Source organism: Caulobacter sp. 602-2, assembly GCF_011043625.1.
In the GTDB taxonomy this organism is placed as follows: domain Bacteria; phylum Pseudomonadota; class Alphaproteobacteria; order Caulobacterales; family Caulobacteraceae; genus Caulobacter.
Genome location: NZ_JAAKGT010000006.1, coordinates 112788 through 131469, shown reverse-complemented (window position 1 = coordinate 131469; position 18682 = coordinate 112788). Strand labels below are relative to the sequence as shown.

The 18682-nt window shown below is 69.8% G+C and carries 18 protein-coding genes and 1 pseudogene; 13 read left to right on the top strand and 6 right to left on the bottom strand.

The genetic code is table 11. The features are described from left to right. Positions 1–79: 79 nt before the first annotated feature. Positions 80–427, bottom strand: coding sequence for an endonuclease domain-containing protein (locus G5B46_RS14305; RefSeq protein WP_165259630.1), 348 nt, complete (start codon positions 425–427; stop codon positions 80–82). Between the two features lie 145 nt (positions 428–572). Between G5B46_RS14305 and G5B46_RS14300 the strand changes: the two genes are divergently transcribed. From G5B46_RS14300 to G5B46_RS14290, 3 genes are all read left to right on the top strand, one after another. Continuing rightward, positions 573–1568, top strand: coding sequence for an aspartate carbamoyltransferase catalytic subunit (locus tag G5B46_RS14300; RefSeq protein WP_165259628.1), 996 nt, complete (start codon positions 573–575; stop codon positions 1566–1568). After that, a complete protein-coding gene (gene pyrC, locus G5B46_RS14295; protein WP_165259626.1) occupies positions 1565–2866 on the top strand; it encodes a dihydroorotase in 1302 nt (433 codons plus the stop codon). Before G5B46_RS14300 ends, pyrC begins: the two co-directional genes overlap by 4 nt. 71 nt (positions 2867–2937) lie before the next feature. Beyond that, positions 2938–3813, top strand: coding sequence for a hypothetical protein (locus G5B46_RS14290; RefSeq protein ID WP_165259624.1), 876 nt, complete (start codon positions 2938–2940; stop codon positions 3811–3813). 22 nt (positions 3814–3835) lie between these two features. Here the strand turns inward: G5B46_RS14290 and G5B46_RS14285 are convergent, their stop codons facing one another. Continuing rightward, on the bottom strand, positions 3836–4393 hold the full coding sequence (locus G5B46_RS14285; RefSeq protein ID WP_165259622.1) for a hypothetical protein: 558 nt from the start codon (positions 4391–4393) through the stop codon (positions 3836–3838). 153 nt (positions 4394–4546) lie between these two features. Between G5B46_RS14285 and plsY the strand changes: the two genes are divergently transcribed. The 8 genes from plsY (at position 4547) to rnr (ending at position 14265) form a co-directional block, all read left to right on the top strand. Continuing rightward, a complete protein-coding gene (gene plsY, locus G5B46_RS14280; protein WP_165259620.1) occupies positions 4547–5194 on the top strand; it encodes a glycerol-3-phosphate 1-O-acyltransferase PlsY in 648 nt (215 codons plus the stop codon). Then, positions 5194–6291, top strand: coding sequence for a DNA-processing protein DprA (gene dprA, locus G5B46_RS14275; RefSeq protein ID WP_165259618.1), 1098 nt, complete (start codon positions 5194–5196; stop codon positions 6289–6291). Before plsY ends, dprA begins: the two co-directional genes overlap by 1 nt. A gap of 57 nt (positions 6292–6348) precedes the next feature. Then, on the top strand, positions 6349–8010 hold the full coding sequence (locus G5B46_RS14270; RefSeq protein ID WP_165259616.1) for a hypothetical protein: 1662 nt from the start codon (positions 6349–6351) through the stop codon (positions 8008–8010). A gap of 50 nt (positions 8011–8060) precedes the next feature. Next, positions 8061–8264 carry a DUF4160 domain-containing protein gene (locus G5B46_RS14265; RefSeq protein WP_205691682.1) on the top strand — a complete coding sequence of 68 codons (204 nt, stop codon included), beginning with the start codon at positions 8061–8063 and terminating at the stop codon, positions 8262–8264. Further along, entirely contained in the window at positions 8257–8664 is a 408-nt protein-coding gene (locus G5B46_RS14260; protein WP_165259612.1) for a DUF2442 domain-containing protein, read from the top strand. Before G5B46_RS14265 ends, G5B46_RS14260 begins: the two co-directional genes overlap by 8 nt. Before the next feature lie 115 nt (positions 8665–8779). Next, positions 8780–11461, top strand: a complete 2682-nt coding sequence (gene topA / locus G5B46_RS14255) for a type I DNA topoisomerase (RefSeq protein WP_165259610.1) — start codon at positions 8780–8782, stop codon at positions 11459–11461. Positions 11462–11493: 32 nt separating this feature from the next. After that, complete coding sequence (locus G5B46_RS14250; protein WP_165259608.1) at positions 11494–11868, top strand: hypothetical protein; 375 nt, start codon at positions 11494–11496, stop codon at positions 11866–11868. A 108-nt stretch (positions 11869–11976) separates the two neighbouring features. After that, positions 11977–14265, top strand: a complete 2289-nt coding sequence (gene rnr / locus G5B46_RS14245) for a ribonuclease R (protein ID WP_165259881.1) — start codon at positions 11977–11979, stop codon at positions 14263–14265. Positions 14266–14434: 169 nt separating this feature from the next. On the opposite strand, the gene G5B46_RS14240 is transcribed toward rnr, so the two are convergent. The 3 genes from G5B46_RS14240 to G5B46_RS14230 form a co-directional block, all read right to left on the bottom strand. Beyond that, the gene (locus G5B46_RS14240) at positions 14435–14695 is read right to left on the bottom strand and encodes a DUF2164 domain-containing protein (protein ID WP_346764929.1); all 261 of its coding nucleotides are present in this window, start codon (positions 14693–14695) and stop codon (positions 14435–14437) included. Next, positions 14674–15609, bottom strand: coding sequence for an ornithine carbamoyltransferase (gene argF / locus G5B46_RS14235; RefSeq protein ID WP_165259606.1), 936 nt, complete (start codon positions 15607–15609; stop codon positions 14674–14676). Before argF ends, G5B46_RS14240 begins: the two co-directional genes overlap by 22 nt. Before the next feature lie 75 nt (positions 15610–15684). Then, positions 15685–16899: an aspartate aminotransferase family protein gene (locus tag G5B46_RS14230; RefSeq protein WP_165259604.1), complete on the bottom strand. Its 1215-nt coding sequence runs from the start codon at positions 16897–16899 to the stop codon at positions 15685–15687. Between the two features lie 220 nt (positions 16900–17119). On the opposite strand from G5B46_RS14230, the gene G5B46_RS14225 reads away from it, so the two are divergent. Beyond that, on the top strand, positions 17120–17527 hold the full coding sequence (locus G5B46_RS14225; protein WP_165259602.1) for a YbaY family lipoprotein: 408 nt from the start codon (positions 17120–17122) through the stop codon (positions 17525–17527). A gap of 5 nt (positions 17528–17532) precedes the next feature. Continuing rightward, positions 17533–17657: pseudogene (locus tag G5B46_RS14220) on the top strand (hypothetical protein); the annotation flags it as partial. Between the two features lie 36 nt (positions 17658–17693). Here G5B46_RS14220 and G5B46_RS14215 read toward each other — a convergent pair. After that, complete coding sequence (locus G5B46_RS14215) at positions 17694–18515, bottom strand: ABC transporter permease (protein ID WP_101719657.1); 822 nt, start codon at positions 18513–18515, stop codon at positions 17694–17696. Positions 18516–18682 lie beyond the last annotated feature (167 nt).

Genomic DNA, 18682 nt, shown 5'->3' with positions numbered 1-18682 from the left:
AAAGGGCCGGGGTCGCCTTGAAAACACCTCTCCCGAAGGGAGAGGGAGGGGCCCATGCGCAGCATGGGAGGGTGAGGGCCTAAGGCCTCGCCGCCCGAAGCACCGAAGCGATCTCGTCCACCACGCCGTCCAGTTCATAGCGCACGGCGTCATTCCAGAACCTCAGCACGAAGAAGCCGCACGCCTCCAAAACCTCCGTCCTGGCGGCGTCATAGGCGCGGCCGACGTCCTCGGCATGCTGGCCGCCGTCGAGTTCGACCACCAGCCTGGCGTCCAGGCAGGCGAAGTCGGCGACATAGCGGTCGATCGGGACCTGTCTTCGGAACTTGAAACCCTCCAGACGGCGGCCGCGCAACGCCGACCACAGCAGGCGTTCGGCGTCGGTCTGGTCGCGGCGCAGGCGCCGGGCCATGGCGGTTCGGTTCATGGCGGAGCCCCTCCCCCTCCCACCGCTTCGCGGCGGGCCCCTCCCTCTCCCTATGGGAGAGGTGGATGATAGCAAAACTCTCGCTAAGATTGCAATTATCCCTGCACCTTCCCTTCCCGCCCAAAGCCGCCTATGACGCGGGCTCATGACGGCTTCAGCCCATGACCCCAGCGCGGCGATCGAGACGATCCGCAAGCGCATCTTCTCGTTCCCCAAGCGGCACTTCCTTTCGGCGGGCGATCTCAACGCTCCCCAGGCGGCCGACCTTCTGGACCTGGCCGACGCCTTCGTGGCGTTGAACCGGCAGACGTCCAAGTCCCTCGACATCCTCAAGGGGCGGACGCTGATGAACCTGTTCTTCGAGAACAGCACCCGCACCCAGAGCTCGTTCGAGTTGGCCGGCAAGCGGCTGGGCGCCGACGTCGTCAACATGAACCCCAAGACCTCGTCGGTGGCCAAGGGCGAGACCCTGATCGACACCGCCGTGACGCTGAACGCCATGCGGCCCGACCTCCTGGTGGTGCGTCACGCCTCGTCGGGGGCCGCCTCCCTGCTCGGCCAGAAGGTCAGCGGCAGCGTCGTCAACGCCGGCGACGGCCAGCACGAACACCCGACCCAGGCCCTGCTCGACGCCCTGTCGATCCGCCGCGCCTTCGGCCGCGTCTCGGGCCTGACCGTGGCCATCTGCGGCGACGTGCTGCACAGCCGCGTGGCGCGCTCGAACGTCGCCCTGCTGCAGATCCTGGGCGCCAGCGTGCGCCTGGTTGGCCCACCCACCCTGATGCCGGCCCAGGCCGAGCGCTGGGGCGTGACCGTGCACCACGACATGAAGTCGGGCCTGGCCGGCGTCGACGTCGTGATGATGCTGCGCCTGCAGCTGGAGCGGATGCAGGGCGGCTTCGTGCCCTCGACCCGCGAGTACTTCCGCTTCTACGGCCTCGACCGCGAGAAGCTGTCGCGCGCCGCGCCGGGGGCCAAGGTCATGCACCCGGGCCCGATGAACCGCGGCGTCGAGATCGACAGCGACGTCGCCGACGATCCCGCCGTCAGCCTGATCCAGGACCAGGTCGAGATGGGCGTCGCCGCCCGCATGGCCGTGCTCGCCTCCCTCGCCCACCGTCTCGAGGAGGAAGGCCGATGACCGCGCCCCAGCCGCTCGCCTTCGTCAACGCCCGCCTCGTCGATCCCGAGAGCGGCTATGACGGCCCCGGCGGCGTCATCGTCTCCGAAGGCGTCATCGCCGACGTGGCCAAGGGCCGCGAGTTCGGCAAGCTGTCCAAGGGCGTGCGCGTCGTCGACTGCGGCGGGGCCATGCTGGCCCCCGGCCTGATCGATCTGCGGGTCAAGACCGGCGAACCGGGCGCCGAGACCAAGGAAACCCTGGCCAGCGCCGCCCGCGCCGCCGCGGCCGGCGGCGTCACCAGCTTCGTCGTCCAGCCCGACACCGATCCGGCCGTCGATGATCCCAGCACGGTCGACTTCCTGCTGCGCCGGGCGCGCGACATCGATGCGGCCCGCATTCTCTGCGCCGGTGCGGCCACCAAGGGCCTGCGCGGCGAGGAAATGGCCGAGATCGGCCTGATGCGCGAGGCCGGCTGCGTCTACGTGACCGACGCCGATCGCCCGATCGCCGACAGCAAGGTGTTCCAGCGCCTGCTGGCCTACGCCAAGGGCTTCGACACCATCCTCGCCCACCGCCCGCTCGATCCGTGGCTGGCCAAGGGCGGGGCCGCCACCGGCGGCGAGTTCGCCGCCCGCATGGGCCTGCCGTCGATCTCGCCGATGGCCGAACGGATCATGCTGGAGCGCGACGTCGCCCTGCTCGAAGCCACCGGCGGGCGCCTGCTGGTCGACCAGCTGACCAGCGCCCAGGCGCTGGAGACCCTGGCCCGCGCCAAGAAGAAGGGCCTGCGGATCCACGCCAGCGTGTCGATCAACCACCTGTGCTTCAACGAACTGGACATCGGCGACTATCGCACCTTCGCCAAGGTCACCCCGCCCCTGCGCGGCGAGGATGATCGCCAGGCCCTGATCGAGGCCCTGGCCGACGGCCTGATCGACATCGTCGTCAGCGCCCACGCCCCGGCCCCGGCCGAGGACAAGCGCCTGCCGTTCGACCAGGCCGCGCCCGGCGCCGTGGGCCTGGAGACCCTGCTGCCGGCGCTGCTGGGCCTCTATCACGACGAGCGGCTGCCGCTGATCGACCTGATCCGCGCGGTGACCCTGGCGCCGGCGTCCCTGCTTGGCCTGCAGACGGGACGCATCGCGCCCGGCGCGCCGGCCGATCTGGTGCTGTGCGACCTGGACGCGCCGATCATCGTCGACGCGGCCAAGCTTCTCTCAAAGTCGAAGAACTCGCCATTCGACGGCCGCAGGCTGCAGGGCCAGGTGCTGATGACGATAGTAGACGGCCGGATCGTCCACCGCGCCGAGGGGTGAAGCTTGCAAACCCTCTAGCCGAAGCAGGCGCACCCCCTTAGGTTGCACCTTCGGCCTGGGGGATTATCAGAATGCGAGTTCATCAAGCGTTGCTGTGCGCGACGGCGGCTGTCGCGTGCCTTGGGGCGAGCGCCGAGGCCGCGCCGTTCAAGGCGCCCCCGGCCAGCGCCCAGATCGAGGCCCTACGCGAGCAGCTTGGCGACACGGTGCTGAAGGCCCCCGGCGTGCAGATGCCCGACAACAAGGCCGAGCTGGACGCGGCCCTGGCGGCCAGGGACTGGCCGACCCTCTCAGCCGCCATGAGAGGCGTCGCCTCTCACGACGCGGCGACGAAGATGGCCAATTGGGAGCGATATCAGGTCTATCGCGGCGGCGGGTACAACGTGGTCTTCATGTACGTCCACAACCTGGCGACCATGGCCGCGTCCTACGACCGGGCCGCACAGGCCAATCCGGCGCTGGCGCAGACCGCGCAGGGCATACGGACGGCGGCGGTGTCGCAGATGATCTATCTGAACGCCATCATCGCCGTCGATGGCGAACGCTGCGGCGACCAGACCGCGCCCATCGGCCAGCGCAACCGGATGCTGGCTGTCAGCATGCAGCTGATCCAGGACGCGCAGGGCTTGGATGAAGCCGCCCGGCGCGCCGCCCTCGACGCCGCGCTCGAGCAGGAGAAGCTGACCGCGCCAGTGCGCGGCTACGACCAGGACCTCTGCCGCGGCGGCATGGACGAAATCGCCGCGGGCCTCGAGAAGAACGGCGAAAAGGCGACCCGCTCTACCTCCCAGCCAGGCCTTCCAGGCAAGACGATCGACATCGAGGCCGACGCCGCCTTCGTTCCCGCCCTCAGCGATCCGGCGACCTGGGATGCGCGCCGCCAGAAGGTCCGCGAGCGACTGGCGACCACGCTGGCGCCGCTGGCCGGCCTGCCGGCCGCTCAGTGACGCCTGGGCGCGGGACGAAGCCCTAGGACGGGCAGCCCTCGGCGGGAACCATGGCGACGCGGGCGGGGCTAAGCTTGATCTGGCGCGCCTCGCCCATATCCCCGTAGACGCCGACCTGGGCCGTGCCTGAAACCCCGACGCTCGAGGCGTCGCCGGCGGCGATCTCGACCAGCGCCAGGTCCCGCAGGTCGCCGATGTGGTCGCGGTCGAGGAAGGCCGCGCCGACCGAGGCCTGGCCGTCCAGGCCCGCCGCGCCCTTGGCGCGGGAGAGCGACCAGCCCGCGGGCGTCTTGCAGACCTTCACGACCTTGGCGCCCGCGAGCTTCAGGCCGAAGGCGTCGACATAGTCGTCGGGTCCCAGGGCGATCCCCTGGATCGACAGCAGGAAGACGACGGGCGCGGCCGGCTGGACGGCTGGCTCCGGAGGCTTGGCAGGCGCGGGCCTCGCTGCCGGCGGGGCTGCGGGCTTGTCACCGGGCGACGGCTTGCCGACGAAGTGCGCCAGGGCGAGGGCCCCGCCGACGCCGAGCACGGCGGCCACGAGGATGGGAATCAGACGGGCGTAGCGCGGATCCTTCATGACCCGTCCATTAGAGCACGCCCGCCGGGGCGCCCAAGCTCAACTTCCCAAACGGAAGCATGAACCGGCGCGCGAAGCGGCTATAAGGACCAAAACAGGCTTGCCTCGTTCGCCAAGCTTGGCCATGGTTCGCTCGCGCAAAGGTAGCATTTCTTGGAAAGCCTCGCCCCCGTCGCCTATCTGACCCTCGCGATCGCCGTGATCGGGGGCTACCTGCTGGGCTCGATCCCGTTCGGCCTGATCGCCACGCGCCTCGGCGGGGCCGGCGACATCCGCAAGATCGGCTCGGGCAACATCGGCGCGACCAACGTGCTGCGCTCGGGCCGCAAGGACCTGGCGGCCATCACCCTGCTGGGCGACGGCGGCAAGGGCGCGGTGGCCGTGGGCCTGGCGCACCTGCTCAGCCACGGCAATCCGGCCGTCGTGGCCCTGGCCGGCGGCGCGGCTTTCGCCGGCCACATCTTCCCCGTCTGGCTGAAGTTCAACGGCGGCAAGGGCGTGGCCACCTTCTACGGCGTGCTGCTGGCCGCCGCCTGGCCCGTTGGCCTGCTGGCCGCGGCGACCTGGCTGGCCATGGCCGCCCTGTTCCGCATCAGCTCGCTGGCCGCCTTGACCGCCGCCGCCCTGGCCGCTCCGTTCGCCCTGGCCACCGACCGTCCCTACCCGATCCTGGGCCTGTGCCTGTTCATGGCGGTGCTGATCTACATCCGCCACAAGGACAACATCGCCCGTCTACTGAAGGGCCAGGAGCCGAAGATCGGCAAGAAGAAGACGGCTAAAGAGCCGCCGCCAGAAGCCTGATGACCCGGGGCCTCTCGGATCAGGAGCGCCTGGCCTGGCTTCGCCTGGCGCGCACCGAGACGGTCGGCCCCGTCGCCTTCGAGCACCTTCTTCAGCGGTTCGGCTCGCCCGAACGCGCCCTCCAGGCCCTGCCCGACCTGGCCCGTCGGGCGGGCCGCGCGGCCCCGCTGAGGCCGCCGCCGGAAGACGAGATCCTGCGCGAACTGGACGACGGCGCCCGGCTGGGCGCTCGCCTGATCTGCGCCTGCGAGCCCGACTTCCCCCATCGCCTGGCGAGCCTGGATCCGCCGCCGCCGGTGATCTGGGCGCTGGGCCACTACGAACTGCTGCCCCAGCCCAGCGTCGCCATCGTCGGCGCCCGCATCGCCTCGGCCGCCGGCCAGCGCTTCGCCCGGCAACTGGCCGCGGAACTGGGTCAGCACGGCCACGTGGTGGTCTCGGGCCTGGCGCGCGGCGTCGACGGCGCGGCGCACGAGGGCTCGCTGTCGACCGGCACGATCGCCGTGCTGGGCGGCGGGATCGCCGACATCTATCCGCCCGAGCACGCGTCCTTGCACGCCCGCATCGCCGAGCACGGCTGCGTGGTTTCCGAAAGCGCGCCACTGCGCCGGGCCCAGGCCAAGGACTTCCCACGCCGCAACCGCATCATCTCGGGCCTGTCCCTGGGCGTCGTGGTGGTCGAGGCCGAACTCAAGTCGGGCTCGCTGATCACCGCCCGCCTGGCCGCCGAACAGGGGCGCGACGTCTTCGCCGTGCCCGGCTCGCCGCTGGACCCCCGCGCCAAGGGACCCAACGACCTGATCCGCCAGGGCGCGATCCTGTGCGAGGGCGTCGAGGACGTGCTGCGCTCGCTGTCGGCCAGCCCGTCGATGCGCGAGCGCGAGCGGGCCTGGGACCCGGACGAGGCCGCCGACGACCTGGATCATGACGCCCTGCGCGAAAGACTGGCGGCGTTGCTTTCGCCCACGCCGGTGTCGCGCGACGAACTGGTGCGCGCCGTAAAAGCGCCGACTTCGGCGGTGATGGCTGCGGTTGTGGAGTTGGCCCTCGCCAACCGGGCCGAGTTGTTGCCCGGGGGCATGGTGGCCGGCGTCTGAGGGGGCGTTGAGTTGAAATCCAGGACCTTTGGCGTCGCGACGGCGCTAACCTTCGTCATGCTTGCCGCGCCGGCGCTGGCCGCCCCTGGGCTCGCCCCGGTGGCTTATGTCGTCTCGCCGGTGATGAAGGACGGCGACCTGACCGCGCTGGAGATCACCGCCACCTTCAAGGCCGACGCCGACGGCGAGACGCACCTGTCGCTGCCCAACAACTGGATGGGGCGCAGCGGGATCTGGCGCAACCTGACCGACCTGAGCGTCGAAGGCGCGGACTCCGTCGTCGAGGACACGCCCAAGGCCCGGATCATCCGCTCCAGGCCGGGACGCAAGCTCACTCTCCGCTACCGGGTCAACGACACGCTGAAACGGGAACCCGTGCAGTCCGACAGCTACCCCAGCGAGCCCTGGGTGCGGCCGTCCTGGTTCTATGTCGACGGCGTCAGCGCCCTGATCACGGTGGACGACCGCGAGAACGGCCCGGTGACCTTCCGGTGGGGCAAGGGCTGGCCGAAGGATTTCAAGCTGGCCAGCAACCTGGAAGACGCCGCCGGCTGGAACGACCACCTGGGCCATAGCGTGCTGATCGGCGGCCGCGACGTACGGGTCCTGCGCTCGGGTCCGGTGCGGCTGGCCGTGCGCGGCGCCTACGGCTTCGACGAGGCCGAACTCGTGCGTACGCTGGAGGTGATCCTGCGGGCCGAGCGCGGCTTCTTCGGCGACGACGCCGAGGCGCCCTATCTGGTCACCGCCCAGAGCCTGAAGGCCGAGAGCGGCGCGTCCTTCCACGGCACCGGCAAGCACCAGGCCTTCGCCATGGCCACGACCCCGAACATGACGCTGGCGGACATGCGCGTCCTGCTGGCGCACGAGATCTTCCACGCCTGGAATCCCCAGCGGCTGGGCGAGCCCATCGGTCCGGCCGGCTACTGGTTCAGCGAGGGCTTCACCGACTTCTACGCCCGTCGCCTGATGATCCGGGAGGGGCTGATCGGGCCGGCCGACTTCGTCGCCGCCTGGAACGAATCCCTGCGGGCCTACGGAACCTCTCCGGTCATCGCCATGCCCGGCAAGGAGGCGGCCGAGAAGTTCTGGACCGATCCGAACGCCGACCAGCTGGCCTATCAGCGCGGCGCCCTGCTGGCGGCGACCTGGGACCTGAAGCTGCGCCAGGCCGGCTCCAGCCTGGACGCGGTGCTGCACGCCCAAGCCAAGGCGCGAAAGGAGCGGCCCAAGGTGAAACTGATCCAGGCCTTCGTCGACGCAGCCAAGGGCCAGGGCCTGGACGTGACCGCCGACATCGAACGGCACATCGACGAAGGACGCCCGATCCGCCTGCCCGCCGACGCGTTCCTGCCCTGCGCGCGGGTCGAGGACGTCAGCGGTCCGATCTTCGACCTCGGCTTCGAACCAGTCGTCGACGACGCCGGGGTGATGACGATCACGCGCCTGCGCAAGGGCTCCCCCGCCGAGCTCGCAGGCCTGCGGGACGGCATGGTCATCGTCGAGAAGCGCAGTGGAACCAGCGGCGATCCGAGCAAGCCCTACGAGCTGGCGGTGCGCGAAAAGGAAGGACCCGTCGCGACGATCAGCTTCCTGCCGCGCGGCGATCGCGCTCACGACTACCAGCGCCTGGTCCTGACGCCGGAAGCGGCGAAGACGCCGGCCCTGTGCGCCTTCCCTTCCGGTGCTTCGGCCAGCCCCCTTCATAAACCGATCTAGTTGGGTTATTTTGAATGGTCACCGTCCTTCGCATACGGGGACTGCGCGTCGTGATCTTCACCAACGATCATGAACCGGCGCACGTCCACGTGTATGGAGACGGCGAGGCCAAGATCAATCTCGTGGGGCGCGACGGCGCGCCCGAACTGGTTCGCGCCGAAGCCATGACCAGGGCGGAGATCCGCCGCGCCATGGCGACCGTCGCGGAGCACCGCGAGGCCCTGCTGATGCGATGGAAGGAAATCCATGGCTGACCTGACCGACCAGGACATCGATGCGGCTCTGGCCCGGGGAGCCTCCGCCCGCGCCTCCGAACCACGCGCCCTGTCGGCCCGCTACGACCCGGCCAGCGGCCGCATCGTGGTGGAGCTGACCAACGGCGCCGCCTTCGCCTTCCCGGCCCGTCAGGCCCAGGGGCTGGAGACGGCTGACGAGACGCAACTGGCCGAGGTGACCGTGCTTGGCGCGGGATCGGGCCTGCACTGGGAAGCGCTGGACGTCGATCTGTCGGTGCCGGAACTGACGGCGGGATTGTTCGGAACCAAGGCGCACATGGCCCGCCTGGCCGGCCGCGCGACCTCCCCCGCGAAATCCGCCGCCGCGCGAATGAACGGCGCCAAGGGCGGCCGCCCTCGCAAGAGCGGAACAGCCTAGTTTGACCAGACGGACACCGACGCCGTTGACATTGTCATAGGCTCGCCCCCACTTTCCGGCGCTCGCCTCCTGGTTCGCCGGAAGGGCGATCCACCTCCCCTAGCCCAGAGTCGTAATGAACGTCGTCGTCGTCGAGAGCCCGGCCAAGGCCAAGACCATCAACAAGTACCTCGGGTCCGACTACACGGTTCTGGCCTCCTATGGGCATATCCGCGACCTGCCGTCGAAGGACGGCTCGGTGGAGCCCGACAACGACTTCGCCATGAGTTGGGAAGTCGACGCCAAGTCGTCCAAGCGCGTGTCCGACATCGTCGACGCGCTGAAGAAGGCCGACCGCCTGATCCTCGCCACCGACCCGGATCGCGAAGGCGAGGCGATCAGCTGGCACGTGCTCGAGGTGCTGAACAAGAAGAAGGCGCTGAAGGACAAGCAGATCCAGCGCGTCACCTTCAACGCTATCACCAAGGCCGCCGTCACCGAGGCCATGAAGGCCCCGCGCGACCTCGACATGGAGCTGGTCGAGGCCTACCTGGCCCGCCGCGCCCTCGACTACCTGGTGGGCTTCACGCTCTCGCCGGTGCTGTGGCGCAAGCTTCCGGGATCGCGCTCGGCCGGCCGCGTGCAGTCGGTGGCCCTGCGCCTGGTCGTCGACCGCGAGATCGAGATCGAGCGCTTCAAGACCCAGGAATACTGGACCGTCGACGCCGACGTCTCGGCTGGCAGCGATCCGTTCCTGGCCCGCCTGGTCAAGCACGACGGCAAGAAGCTCACCAAGTTCGACCTCGGCAACGAGGCCTCGGCGCTGGCCGCCAAGGCCGCCGTGCAGTCCGCCGCCTTCAAGGTGGAAGCCGTCGAGAAGAAGCCCGGCAAGCGCTCGCCCGCCCCGCCCTTCACCACCTCGACCCTGCAGCAGGAAGCCGCCCGCAAGCTGGGCTTCTCGGCCCAGCGCACCATGCAGGCCGCCCAGAAGCTGTACGAAGGCATCGACATCGGCGGCGAGACCGTCGGTCTGATCACCTACATGCGTACCGACGGCGTCTCGATCGCCCCCGAAGGCATCGCCGACGCCCGCGAGGTGATCGGCAATGTCTACGGCAAGGACTACGTGCCCGACGCCCCGCGCATCTACAAGTCGAAGGCCAAGAACGCCCAGGAGGCCCACGAAGCCATCCGTCCGACCAGCATGCGCCGCAACCCCGGCTCGCTGCGCCTGGATCCTGACCTGGGCCGCCTGTACGAGCTGATCTGGAAGCGCACCATCGCCTCGCAGATGGAAAGCGCCCGCATCGAGCGCACCACCGTCGACCTGGAAAGCCACGACGGCCGCACCGGCCTGCGCGCCACCGGCCAGGTCGTGCTGTTCCCCGGCTATCTGGCCGTCTACGAGGAAGGCCGCGACGACGAGGAAGGCGAAGACAGCGCCCGCCTGCCGGCCATCGTCGAAGGCGCCGCCGCCAAGGTCATCGAGACCCGCGCCGACCAGCACTTCACCGAACCGCCCCCGCGCTACTCCGAAGCCAGCCTCGTCAAGAAGATGGAAGAGCTGGGCATCGGCCGTCCGTCGACCTACGCCTCGGTGCTGGGCGTGCTGCGCGACCGCGAGTACGTGCGGATGGAGAAGCAGCGCTTCATCCCCGAGGACAAGGGCCGCCTGGTCACCGCGTTCCTGGAGCAGTTCTTCCGCCGCTACGTCGAGTACGACTTCACCGCGGCCCTGGAAGAGCGCCTCGACCTGGTTTCCGACGGCCAGCTCGACTGGAAGGAATTCCTGCGCGAGTTCTGGAAGGACTTCCACGCCGCCGTCGGCGAGATCGCCGAACTGCGCACCACCAACGTGCTCGACGCGCTGAACGACGCCCTGGGCCCGCACATCTTCCCCGACAAGGGCGACGGGTCGAACCCGCGCCTGTGCCCGACCTGCGGCTCGGGCATGCTGTCGCTGAAGACCGGTAAGTTCGGCGCCTTCATCGGCTGCTCGAACTATCCCGAATGCCGCTACACCCGCCAGCTGGGCGTGGCCGAAGGCGACGGCGAGGCCGAGAGCGCCGACAAGGAACTGGGGATCAATCCCGCCACCGGCCGCGCCGTGTGGCTGAAGAACGGCCGCTTCGGCCCCTATGTGGAAGAGGTGGCGGCCGAGGGCGAGAAGCCCAAGCGCTCGTCCCTGCCCAAGGGCTGGACGCCGGCGGCGCTGGATCTGGAAAAGGCCCTGCGCCTGCTGAGCCTGCCGCGCGAAGTCGGCATGCACCCGGACGACGGCAAGCCGATCACGGCGGGCCTCGGACGCTTTGGCCCGTTCGTGCTGCACGACGGCACCTACGCCAACCTGGAGAACGCCGACGAGGTGTTCGACGTCGGCCTCAACCGCGCCGTCGCCATCCTGGCCGACAAGCGGGCCGGCGGCGGGCGTCCGCAGCGCGCGGCGGCCGCGGCCCTGGCCGAGCTGGGCAACCACCCCGAGGACGGCAAGCCGGTGCGGGTGCTGTCGGGCCGCTTTGGTCCGTACATCAAGCACGGCGACACCAACGCCAACGTGCCCAAGGGCGCCGATCCGGCGGCCCTGACCCTGGCCGAGGCCGTGACCCTGCTGGCCGAGCGCGTGGCCAAGGGCGGCGGCAAGAAGCCGGCCAAGAAGGCCGCTGCGCCGAAGAAGGCTCCGGCCAAGGCCAAGGCCGCGAAAGCCGACGGCGAGGCCGCCGAGGCCAAGCCGAAGAAGGCCGCCGCCAAGACCACGGCGGCCAAGAAGCCGGCCGCCAAGAAGGCGCCGGCCAAGGCCAAGGCCAAGACCGAGGCGTGACGGGCGGCGATCGGGGAGAGTAGACTAGGGCCATGACCACGCTCGAACGTCCCTTGCCGCTGCCGCTGGTGGTGGTCCTGCTGTCGGCGGTCAGCGTCGTGGGCTTCGTGCTGGGCCTGCGCGGCGCGCTGGACACGGGCCGGCCCGCCGACGCGGTCTCGACCGCGCCCCTGGCCGAGGTCTCGGGCGTGCCGGTGAAGGACGCGACCCCGGCCCCGGTCGAGGTCGCCCCGCCGCCTCCCCCGCCCGCGCCCAAGCCGGTCGAGGAAGCGCCCGAGGAGGTCGCCCCCGAGACGCCGCCGGTCGTCCAGGCCCCGGTCGCGCCCGTGACCCCGCCTCCGGCCGAAAAGAAGCCCGAGGTCCCACCGGCCCAGCAGACGCCGCAGCGGATCGAGGACCTGTACTAGGTCTGAGGCCCCCTGCCCGTTCCCCTCGGCCCTGAAACGGCTTAGAGGGGAGCAATGGCCAAACCTCGCCTTCCCAAGACCGCCGCCCCGAAGTCCCCGCGCCCCAAGATGGCGTCCAAGCCCCGTCCGCCTGCCGGCCTGCCCGACAAGGAGACGCTGCTGGCCTTCCTGCGCGACGCCGGCGAGGCCGCCAAGGCCGACATCGCCCGCCACTTCGGCCTGAAGGGCGCCGATCGCCGCGCGCTGCGCGAGATGATCCGCGAGATGGAAGCCCAGGGCCAGTTGGGCAAGCGCGGCCGCCGCGGCTTCGCCGAGGCCGGCGCCCTGCCCCCGGTGGGCGTGGCCGACGTGATCGAGCGCGACGCCGACGGCGACCTATTCGTCAAGCTGACCAAGGCCGACGAGGACGCGCCGGTGGTGCGCCTGGCCCCCGACCGCCGCGAGGCCGCCGCGGGCGCGCCCGGCCTGGGCGACCGCCTGCTGGTGCGCTTCGAGAAGCTGGAGAGCGGCGAGTACGAGGCCCGCCTGATCAAGCGCCTGGGCCAGAGCGCCCACAAGGTGCTGGGCGTGGTGCGCAAGCAGCGCCGCGAGATCCGCGTCGAGCCCGTCGATCGCAAGTCCAAGGACAGCTACCTGCTCGACGTCTCGCAGCCGGGCGTCGGCGACCTGCAGGACGGCGACCTGGTCGTCGTGCAGCAGACCGGCCACGCCGGCCGCTACGGCCCCAAGCCCTGCCGCGTGCTGGAGACGGTGGGCAACGAGGAGGACCCCCGCGCCGCCTCGCTGATCGCGATCCACAGCCACGGCATTCCCACCGGCTTCTCCGACGAGGCGGAAGCAGAGGCCAAGGCCGCCAAGGAGCCGACGCTGGAGGGCCGCGAGGATCTGCGTCACCTGCCGTTCGTGACCATCGACCCGGTGGACGCCCGCGACCACGACGACGCCGTCTACGCCCATCCCGACGAGGCCGAGAACAACAAGGGCGGCTGGGTGGTCTGGGTGGCCATCGCCGACGTGGCCGCCTATGTGCGCCCGGGCTCGGCCCTGGACCGCGACGCCCGCGACAAGGGCAACAGCGTCTACTTCCCCGACCGGGTGGAGCCGATGCTGCCCGAGACCCTGTCGAACGGCCTGTGCTCGCTGCGTGAAGGCGAGAACCGCGCCACGCTGGCGGTGCGGATGGTGTTCGACAAGAACGGCCGCAAGACGAGCCACCGCTTCGTGCGCGGCCTGATGCGTTCGGCCGCCAAGCTGTCGTACGAGCAGGCCCAGGCCGCCATCGACGGAACCCCGCCGCCGGCCGGCCAGGACCCGGACAAGGCCCCGCCGCTGCTGGACGCGATCCTGACCCCGCTGTGGGAGGCCTTCCGCCTGATGGGCAAGGGCCGCGAGGCCCGCTCGCCGCTCGCCATCGAAAGCGACGAGCGCCGCATCGTCATCACCAAGGCCGGCGAGATCGCCTCGATCACCCGCCGCGCCAGCCTCGAGGCCCACAAGCTGATCGAGGAGATGATGATCCAGGCCAACGTCTCGGCCGCCGAGAGCCTGGAAGCCAAGCGCTCGCCGCTGATCTACCGCGTGCACGACACGCCCAGCCTGGAGAAGGTGCAGAACCTGGCAGAGTTCCTGCAGACCCTGGAGATCCGCTGGAACAAGGGCGAGGCCCCGCAGACCGCGCGCTTCAACAAGCTGCTGGAAGACACCCGCGAGAGCCCACACGCGGCGATCATCAACGAGGTGGTCCTGCGCACCCAGATGCAGGCCCACTATTCCAGCGACAACATCGGCCACTTCGGCCTGAACCTGGCCAAGTACGCCCACTTCACCAGCCCGATCCGGCGCTATGCCGACCTGATCGTGCACCGCGGGCTGATCCGGGCGCTGGGCCTGGGCGACGACGGCCTGACCGACCAGGACATCGCCCGCATCAAGGACACCGCCGAGGTCATCACCCACGCCGAGCGCCGGGCCATGGCCGCCGAGCGCGACGCCACCGACCGCTACATCGCCTCGTTCCTGGCCGACCGCGTGGGCGCCACCTTCGCCGGCCGCATCACCGGCGTCACCCGCTTTGGCCTGTTCATCAAGCTGGACGAGACCGGCGCCGACGGCCTGGTGCCGATCTCCAACCTCGGCGAGGAGTTCTTCGTCCACGACGAAAAGCTGCACTCGCTGGTGGGCGAGCGCACCGGCAAGCGCTGGCCGCTGGGCCTGTCGGTCGAGGTGCGCCTGCGCGAGGCCACGCCCGTGACCGGCGGCCTGCTGTTCGAGATGCTCACCGACCCGCTTCCCGCCGATCCGAAGCTGCCGAGGCCGCGCCTGGGCGCGCGCCGACAGGCCGCGGTCAAGCCGCGCGGCGGCCTGCCCAAGGGCGTGCGGCGGGGCAAGCGGCGCTAGCTTCCTTCTCCCCTTGCGGGAGAAGGTGTCGCCGCAAGGCGACGGATGAGGGGTCGCACCCACGAAAAACGCCGCGAAAGCCGATCAGCTTTCGCGGCGTCCTGCTTTTGAGAGACCCCTCACCCGACCTCCCTTCAGGAGGCCACCCTCTCCCGCAAGGGGAGAGGGATCAGTCCAAGGGCTTCTCGATCTCGTAGACCACGTCTTCGAGCTTCTGCAGGATCAGCGTCTGCGCGTCGCGGACGCCCTGGTTGAAGAACGCCGGGCCCAGGGTCTCGCCGATGAAGTCGAGCAGGAAGCCGGCCTCCAGGCCGCTGACCGGGCGATCGAGCTCGTCGCGCATGTAGAGCGTCAGCTTGCGCAGGGCGGCCTCGCGGACGTCCTTGTCGAGCTCGATGCGGGCCATGGTCAGCCGATCGCGCCGAAGCACCAGGCCAGGACGGACTTCTGGGCGTGGATGCGGTTCTCGGCCTCGTCCCAGACCAGCGAACGCGGGCCGTCGAGGACGGCGTCGGTGACTTCCTCGCCGCGGTGCGCGGGCAGGCAGTGCAGGAACACGCCGTCCGGCCTCGCCAGATCCATCAGGGCGTCGTCGACCTGATAGGGCTCGAAGGCCTTCAGGCGCTCGTCATGATCGGTGTCGCCCATCGACACCCAGGTGTCGGCCACGACCACGTCGGCGCCGCGCACGGCTTCCTTGGGGTCCTCGCTCATGGTCACGTCGCCGTTCAGGCCGGCGGCGCGGGCCAGGTCGTGCAGGTCGGCGTGATAGACCGCCGGGCAGGCGATCTTCAGCTTGAAGCCCAGCAGCGGGGCGGCGTGGATGAAGCTGGAGCAGACGTTGTTGCCGTCGCCGACCCAGGCGATCGTCTTGCCGCCCACGTCGCCGCGATGCTCTTCGATCGTCAGCAGGTCGGCCATGATCTGGCAGGGGTGGCTCTTGTCGGTCAGGCCGTTGATGACCGGCACGGTCGAGACCTGGGCGAAGCGCTCGACGTCGGCGTGGACGTTGGCGCGGATCATCACCGCATCGACCATGCGCGAGAGCACCTTGGCGGTGTCCTCGATGGTCTCGCCGCGGCCCAGCTGCATGTCCGAGGCCGTCGAGATGATGGCGTCGCCGCCCAGCTGGCGCATGGCCGCGTCGAACGAGAAGCGGGTGCGGGTCGAATTCTTCTGGAAGATCATCGACAGCACGCGGTCCTTGGCGGGCGCGTCGGCGTCGATACGGCCCTGCGGCAAGCCCTTGCGGGCGGTCTTGCGGGCCTTGGCGTCCTCGAGGATCAGGCGCAGCGTGGCGCCGTCGAGCTTCCAGAGGTCGATGAAGTGGCGGGGGGCGGTCATCTCAGGCCACCTTTCCGAATGAGCTGAAGTGGACGCCCCCGCCGTCATCGGCAGGGGCGTCGGTCCGGACTGCGATCAGGCCGCCGCTTGGGCGCGGACGACCTCGCAGGTCTTTTCGAGCTTGGCCACGGCTTCCTGGGCCTCGGCCAGCGTCAGGTTCAGCGGCGGCAGCAGGCGGACGCAGTTGTCGCCGCCGCCGGCGATCAGCAGGTTCTGATCGCGGGCCAGCGCCATGAACTCTCGGTTGTTCGAGGCCAGCTTGACGCCGATCAGCAGGCCCTTGCCGCGGATGTCGAGCACGACGTCCGGGAAGCGGTCCTTCAGGCCGTTCAGCTGCTGGGTGAAGTAGCCGGCGATGGTCTTCACGTTGTCGAGCAGCTCGGGCGTGTTGATCGCGTCGAAGGCCGCCGTGCCGACCGCCATGGCCAGCGGGTTGCCGCCGTAGGTCGAGCCGTGGGTGCCGGGGGTCATGCCCTTGGCGCCCTCGTGGGTGGCCAGGCACGCGCCGACCGGGAAGCCGCCGCCCAGGGCCTTGGCCACGCACATGATGTCGGGCTCGGCGCCTTCGGCCCACTCGTGGGCGAACAGCTTGCCGGTCCGGCCCATGCCGCTCTGCACCTCGTCGAAGATCAGCAGGACACCGGCCTCGCGGGTGATCTGGCGCAGTTCGACCAGCTGGGCCTCGGTCAGGGCGCGCGCCCCACCCTCGCCCTGCACGGGCTCGATGATGACGCCGGCCGTGGTCGGGCCGATGGCGGCCTTCAGGGCCTCCAGATCGCCGAACGGCAGCTGGATGAAGCCCGGCAGGCGCGGGCCGAAGCCGTCCAGATAGCCGGCGTTGCCCGAGGCGTTGACCGCCGCGTACGAACGGCCGTGGAACGAGCCGTCGAAGCCGATGATGTCGATGCGTTCCGGATTGCCGGCCACCGCGTGATAGCGGCGGGCGGCCTTCAGGGCGCATTCGATCGCCTCGGTGCCCGAGTTGGTGAAGAACACCACGTCGGCGAAGGTGGCCGCGCACAGCTTGTCGGCCAGCACTTCCTGCTCGGGGATCGTGTAGATGTTGGAGACGTGCCAGAGCTTTTCGCCCTGGGTCTTCAGCGCGTCGACCAGCACGGGGTGGGCGTGGCCCAGGCCGCAGGTGGCGATGCCGGCCACGCAGTCCAGGTACTCGCCGCCGTCGGTCGAGAACAGGCGCGCGCCTCGGCCTCGCTCGAACGCCAGCGGAGCGCGGTTGTACACGCCCATGATGTGGTGTTGCGAGGGGTTCGACGACGTCGCGGTGCTCAAAGCGGCCTCCCAAAAAGGCAAGAAGCCCCCGGGCTTTCGCGCGGGGACTGGAAGGCCCGACGTTGTCGACGCGAAGTCCTGCCCTGTCAATGAAATCACTATGAATTTTCGGCCTGCGGGGCGTGGCGGACACACCCTGGCGGCGCGGGACCGCTAACTTGCCATCCACGCGCGATCCGACCTAAGCCTGGGCGCGGGGGAGATGCATGGAGGATCCACGATGAAGGCCGCCGTTTCCCTCGCCCTGCTGGCCCTGGCCGCCCTGCCCGGCTGCGCCTCGACGCCCGCGTCGCCCGGCCCCGCCGCCGTCACCGGAACCGTGGTCTGGCGCGAGCGCATCATGCTGCCGCCCAATACGAAGACGATCGTGCGGCTGCAGGACGTCAGCCTGGCCGACGCGCCGGCCAAGGTGCTGGCCGAGGACGTGATCGACGGCACGCGCGCCCCGCCCGTGGCCTTCAAGCTGGCCTATGACCCGGCGCAGATCCGCCCCAATCACCGCTACTCGGTGTCGGCGCGGGTGGAGGTGGACGGCCAGCTGCGCTTCATCAACGACACCCACATCGCGGTGATCAACGACGGCCCGACGAAGGACGTCGAGGTGCTGGTCAAGGGCGTGGGGCGGTAGGGAGCAAAAATGCTCGTCATCCCGGCCGTAGCGAAGCGGAGAGCCGGGACCCAGGGGCCGCCGCAGAGCGACAGCCACCGTGATGGTAAGTAGTCATTCGCCGAGCCCAGTCCCCCTGGGTCCCGGATAAGCGCTGCGCGCTTTCCGGGATGACGACTGCTGTATGCTAGCTCTTCAGGCGGTACCCGCTGCGGAACAGCGCCCAGCACCACAGGAACAGGCCCGTGGCCAGCACGGCCGTGACCACCACGCCGATGGCGATGCTGCCGTCGGCGTGGCCGATGAAGCCGTAGCGGAAGCCGTCGATCAGGTAGAAGAACGGGTTGAAGTGGCTGGCCGTCCGGAACGGCTCGGGCAGCTTGTCGACGAGGTAGAAGGTGCCCGACAGGAAAGTCATCGGCATGATGGCGAAGTTGGTCACCGCCGCCAGCTGGTCGAACTTCTCCGACCACAGGCCCGCCAGCACGCCGGCCAGGCCCAGGATGATCGCCGCCCCGACCGCGAAGTAGATGATCGCCCACAGGTGCGAGACCTGCAGGCCCGCGCCCGGCAGCACGCCGATGACGGCGGCCGTCACCGCGCCGACCACGACGCCGCGGGTGGCCGCGCCCAGGCCGAAGGCGGCCACCTGCTCCAGCGGGGTCAGCGGCGGCGTCAGGAAGTCCGACGTCAGGCCCATCATCTTGGCCTGGATCAGCGACGAGGACGAATTGGCGAAGGCGTTGTTGAGCACCGCCATCATGATCAGGCCCGGGGCCACGAAATGGCCGAAGGTCACGCCCTCGACCGCCGGACGGTCGGAGCCGACCGCGACCACGAACACCAGCATGTAGAGCAGCGTGGTCACGACCGGGGCGGCCACGGTCTGCATGCCCACCTTCCAGAACCGGCGGATCTCGCGCTGATAGAGGGTGAGGAACCCGCTCCAGTTCCAGCCGTGGTAGTCGCGCGGCTGCGGCGGAACGACGCTGTCTGCCATGTCTCTCATTGGCCCGATCCTGGAAATTCCTTCGCCATGTGCGCCCGGCGGGGGTCGGACGCAAGCGTCCCGCTCCGAGAATCAATATATAGTTTCTGTGGACAGACTACCTGGCGCCTATTGTGCGTCTTAACGCATTCTTTACACTATCTGGTAGGTCAGCCGCCGGCGGGGCG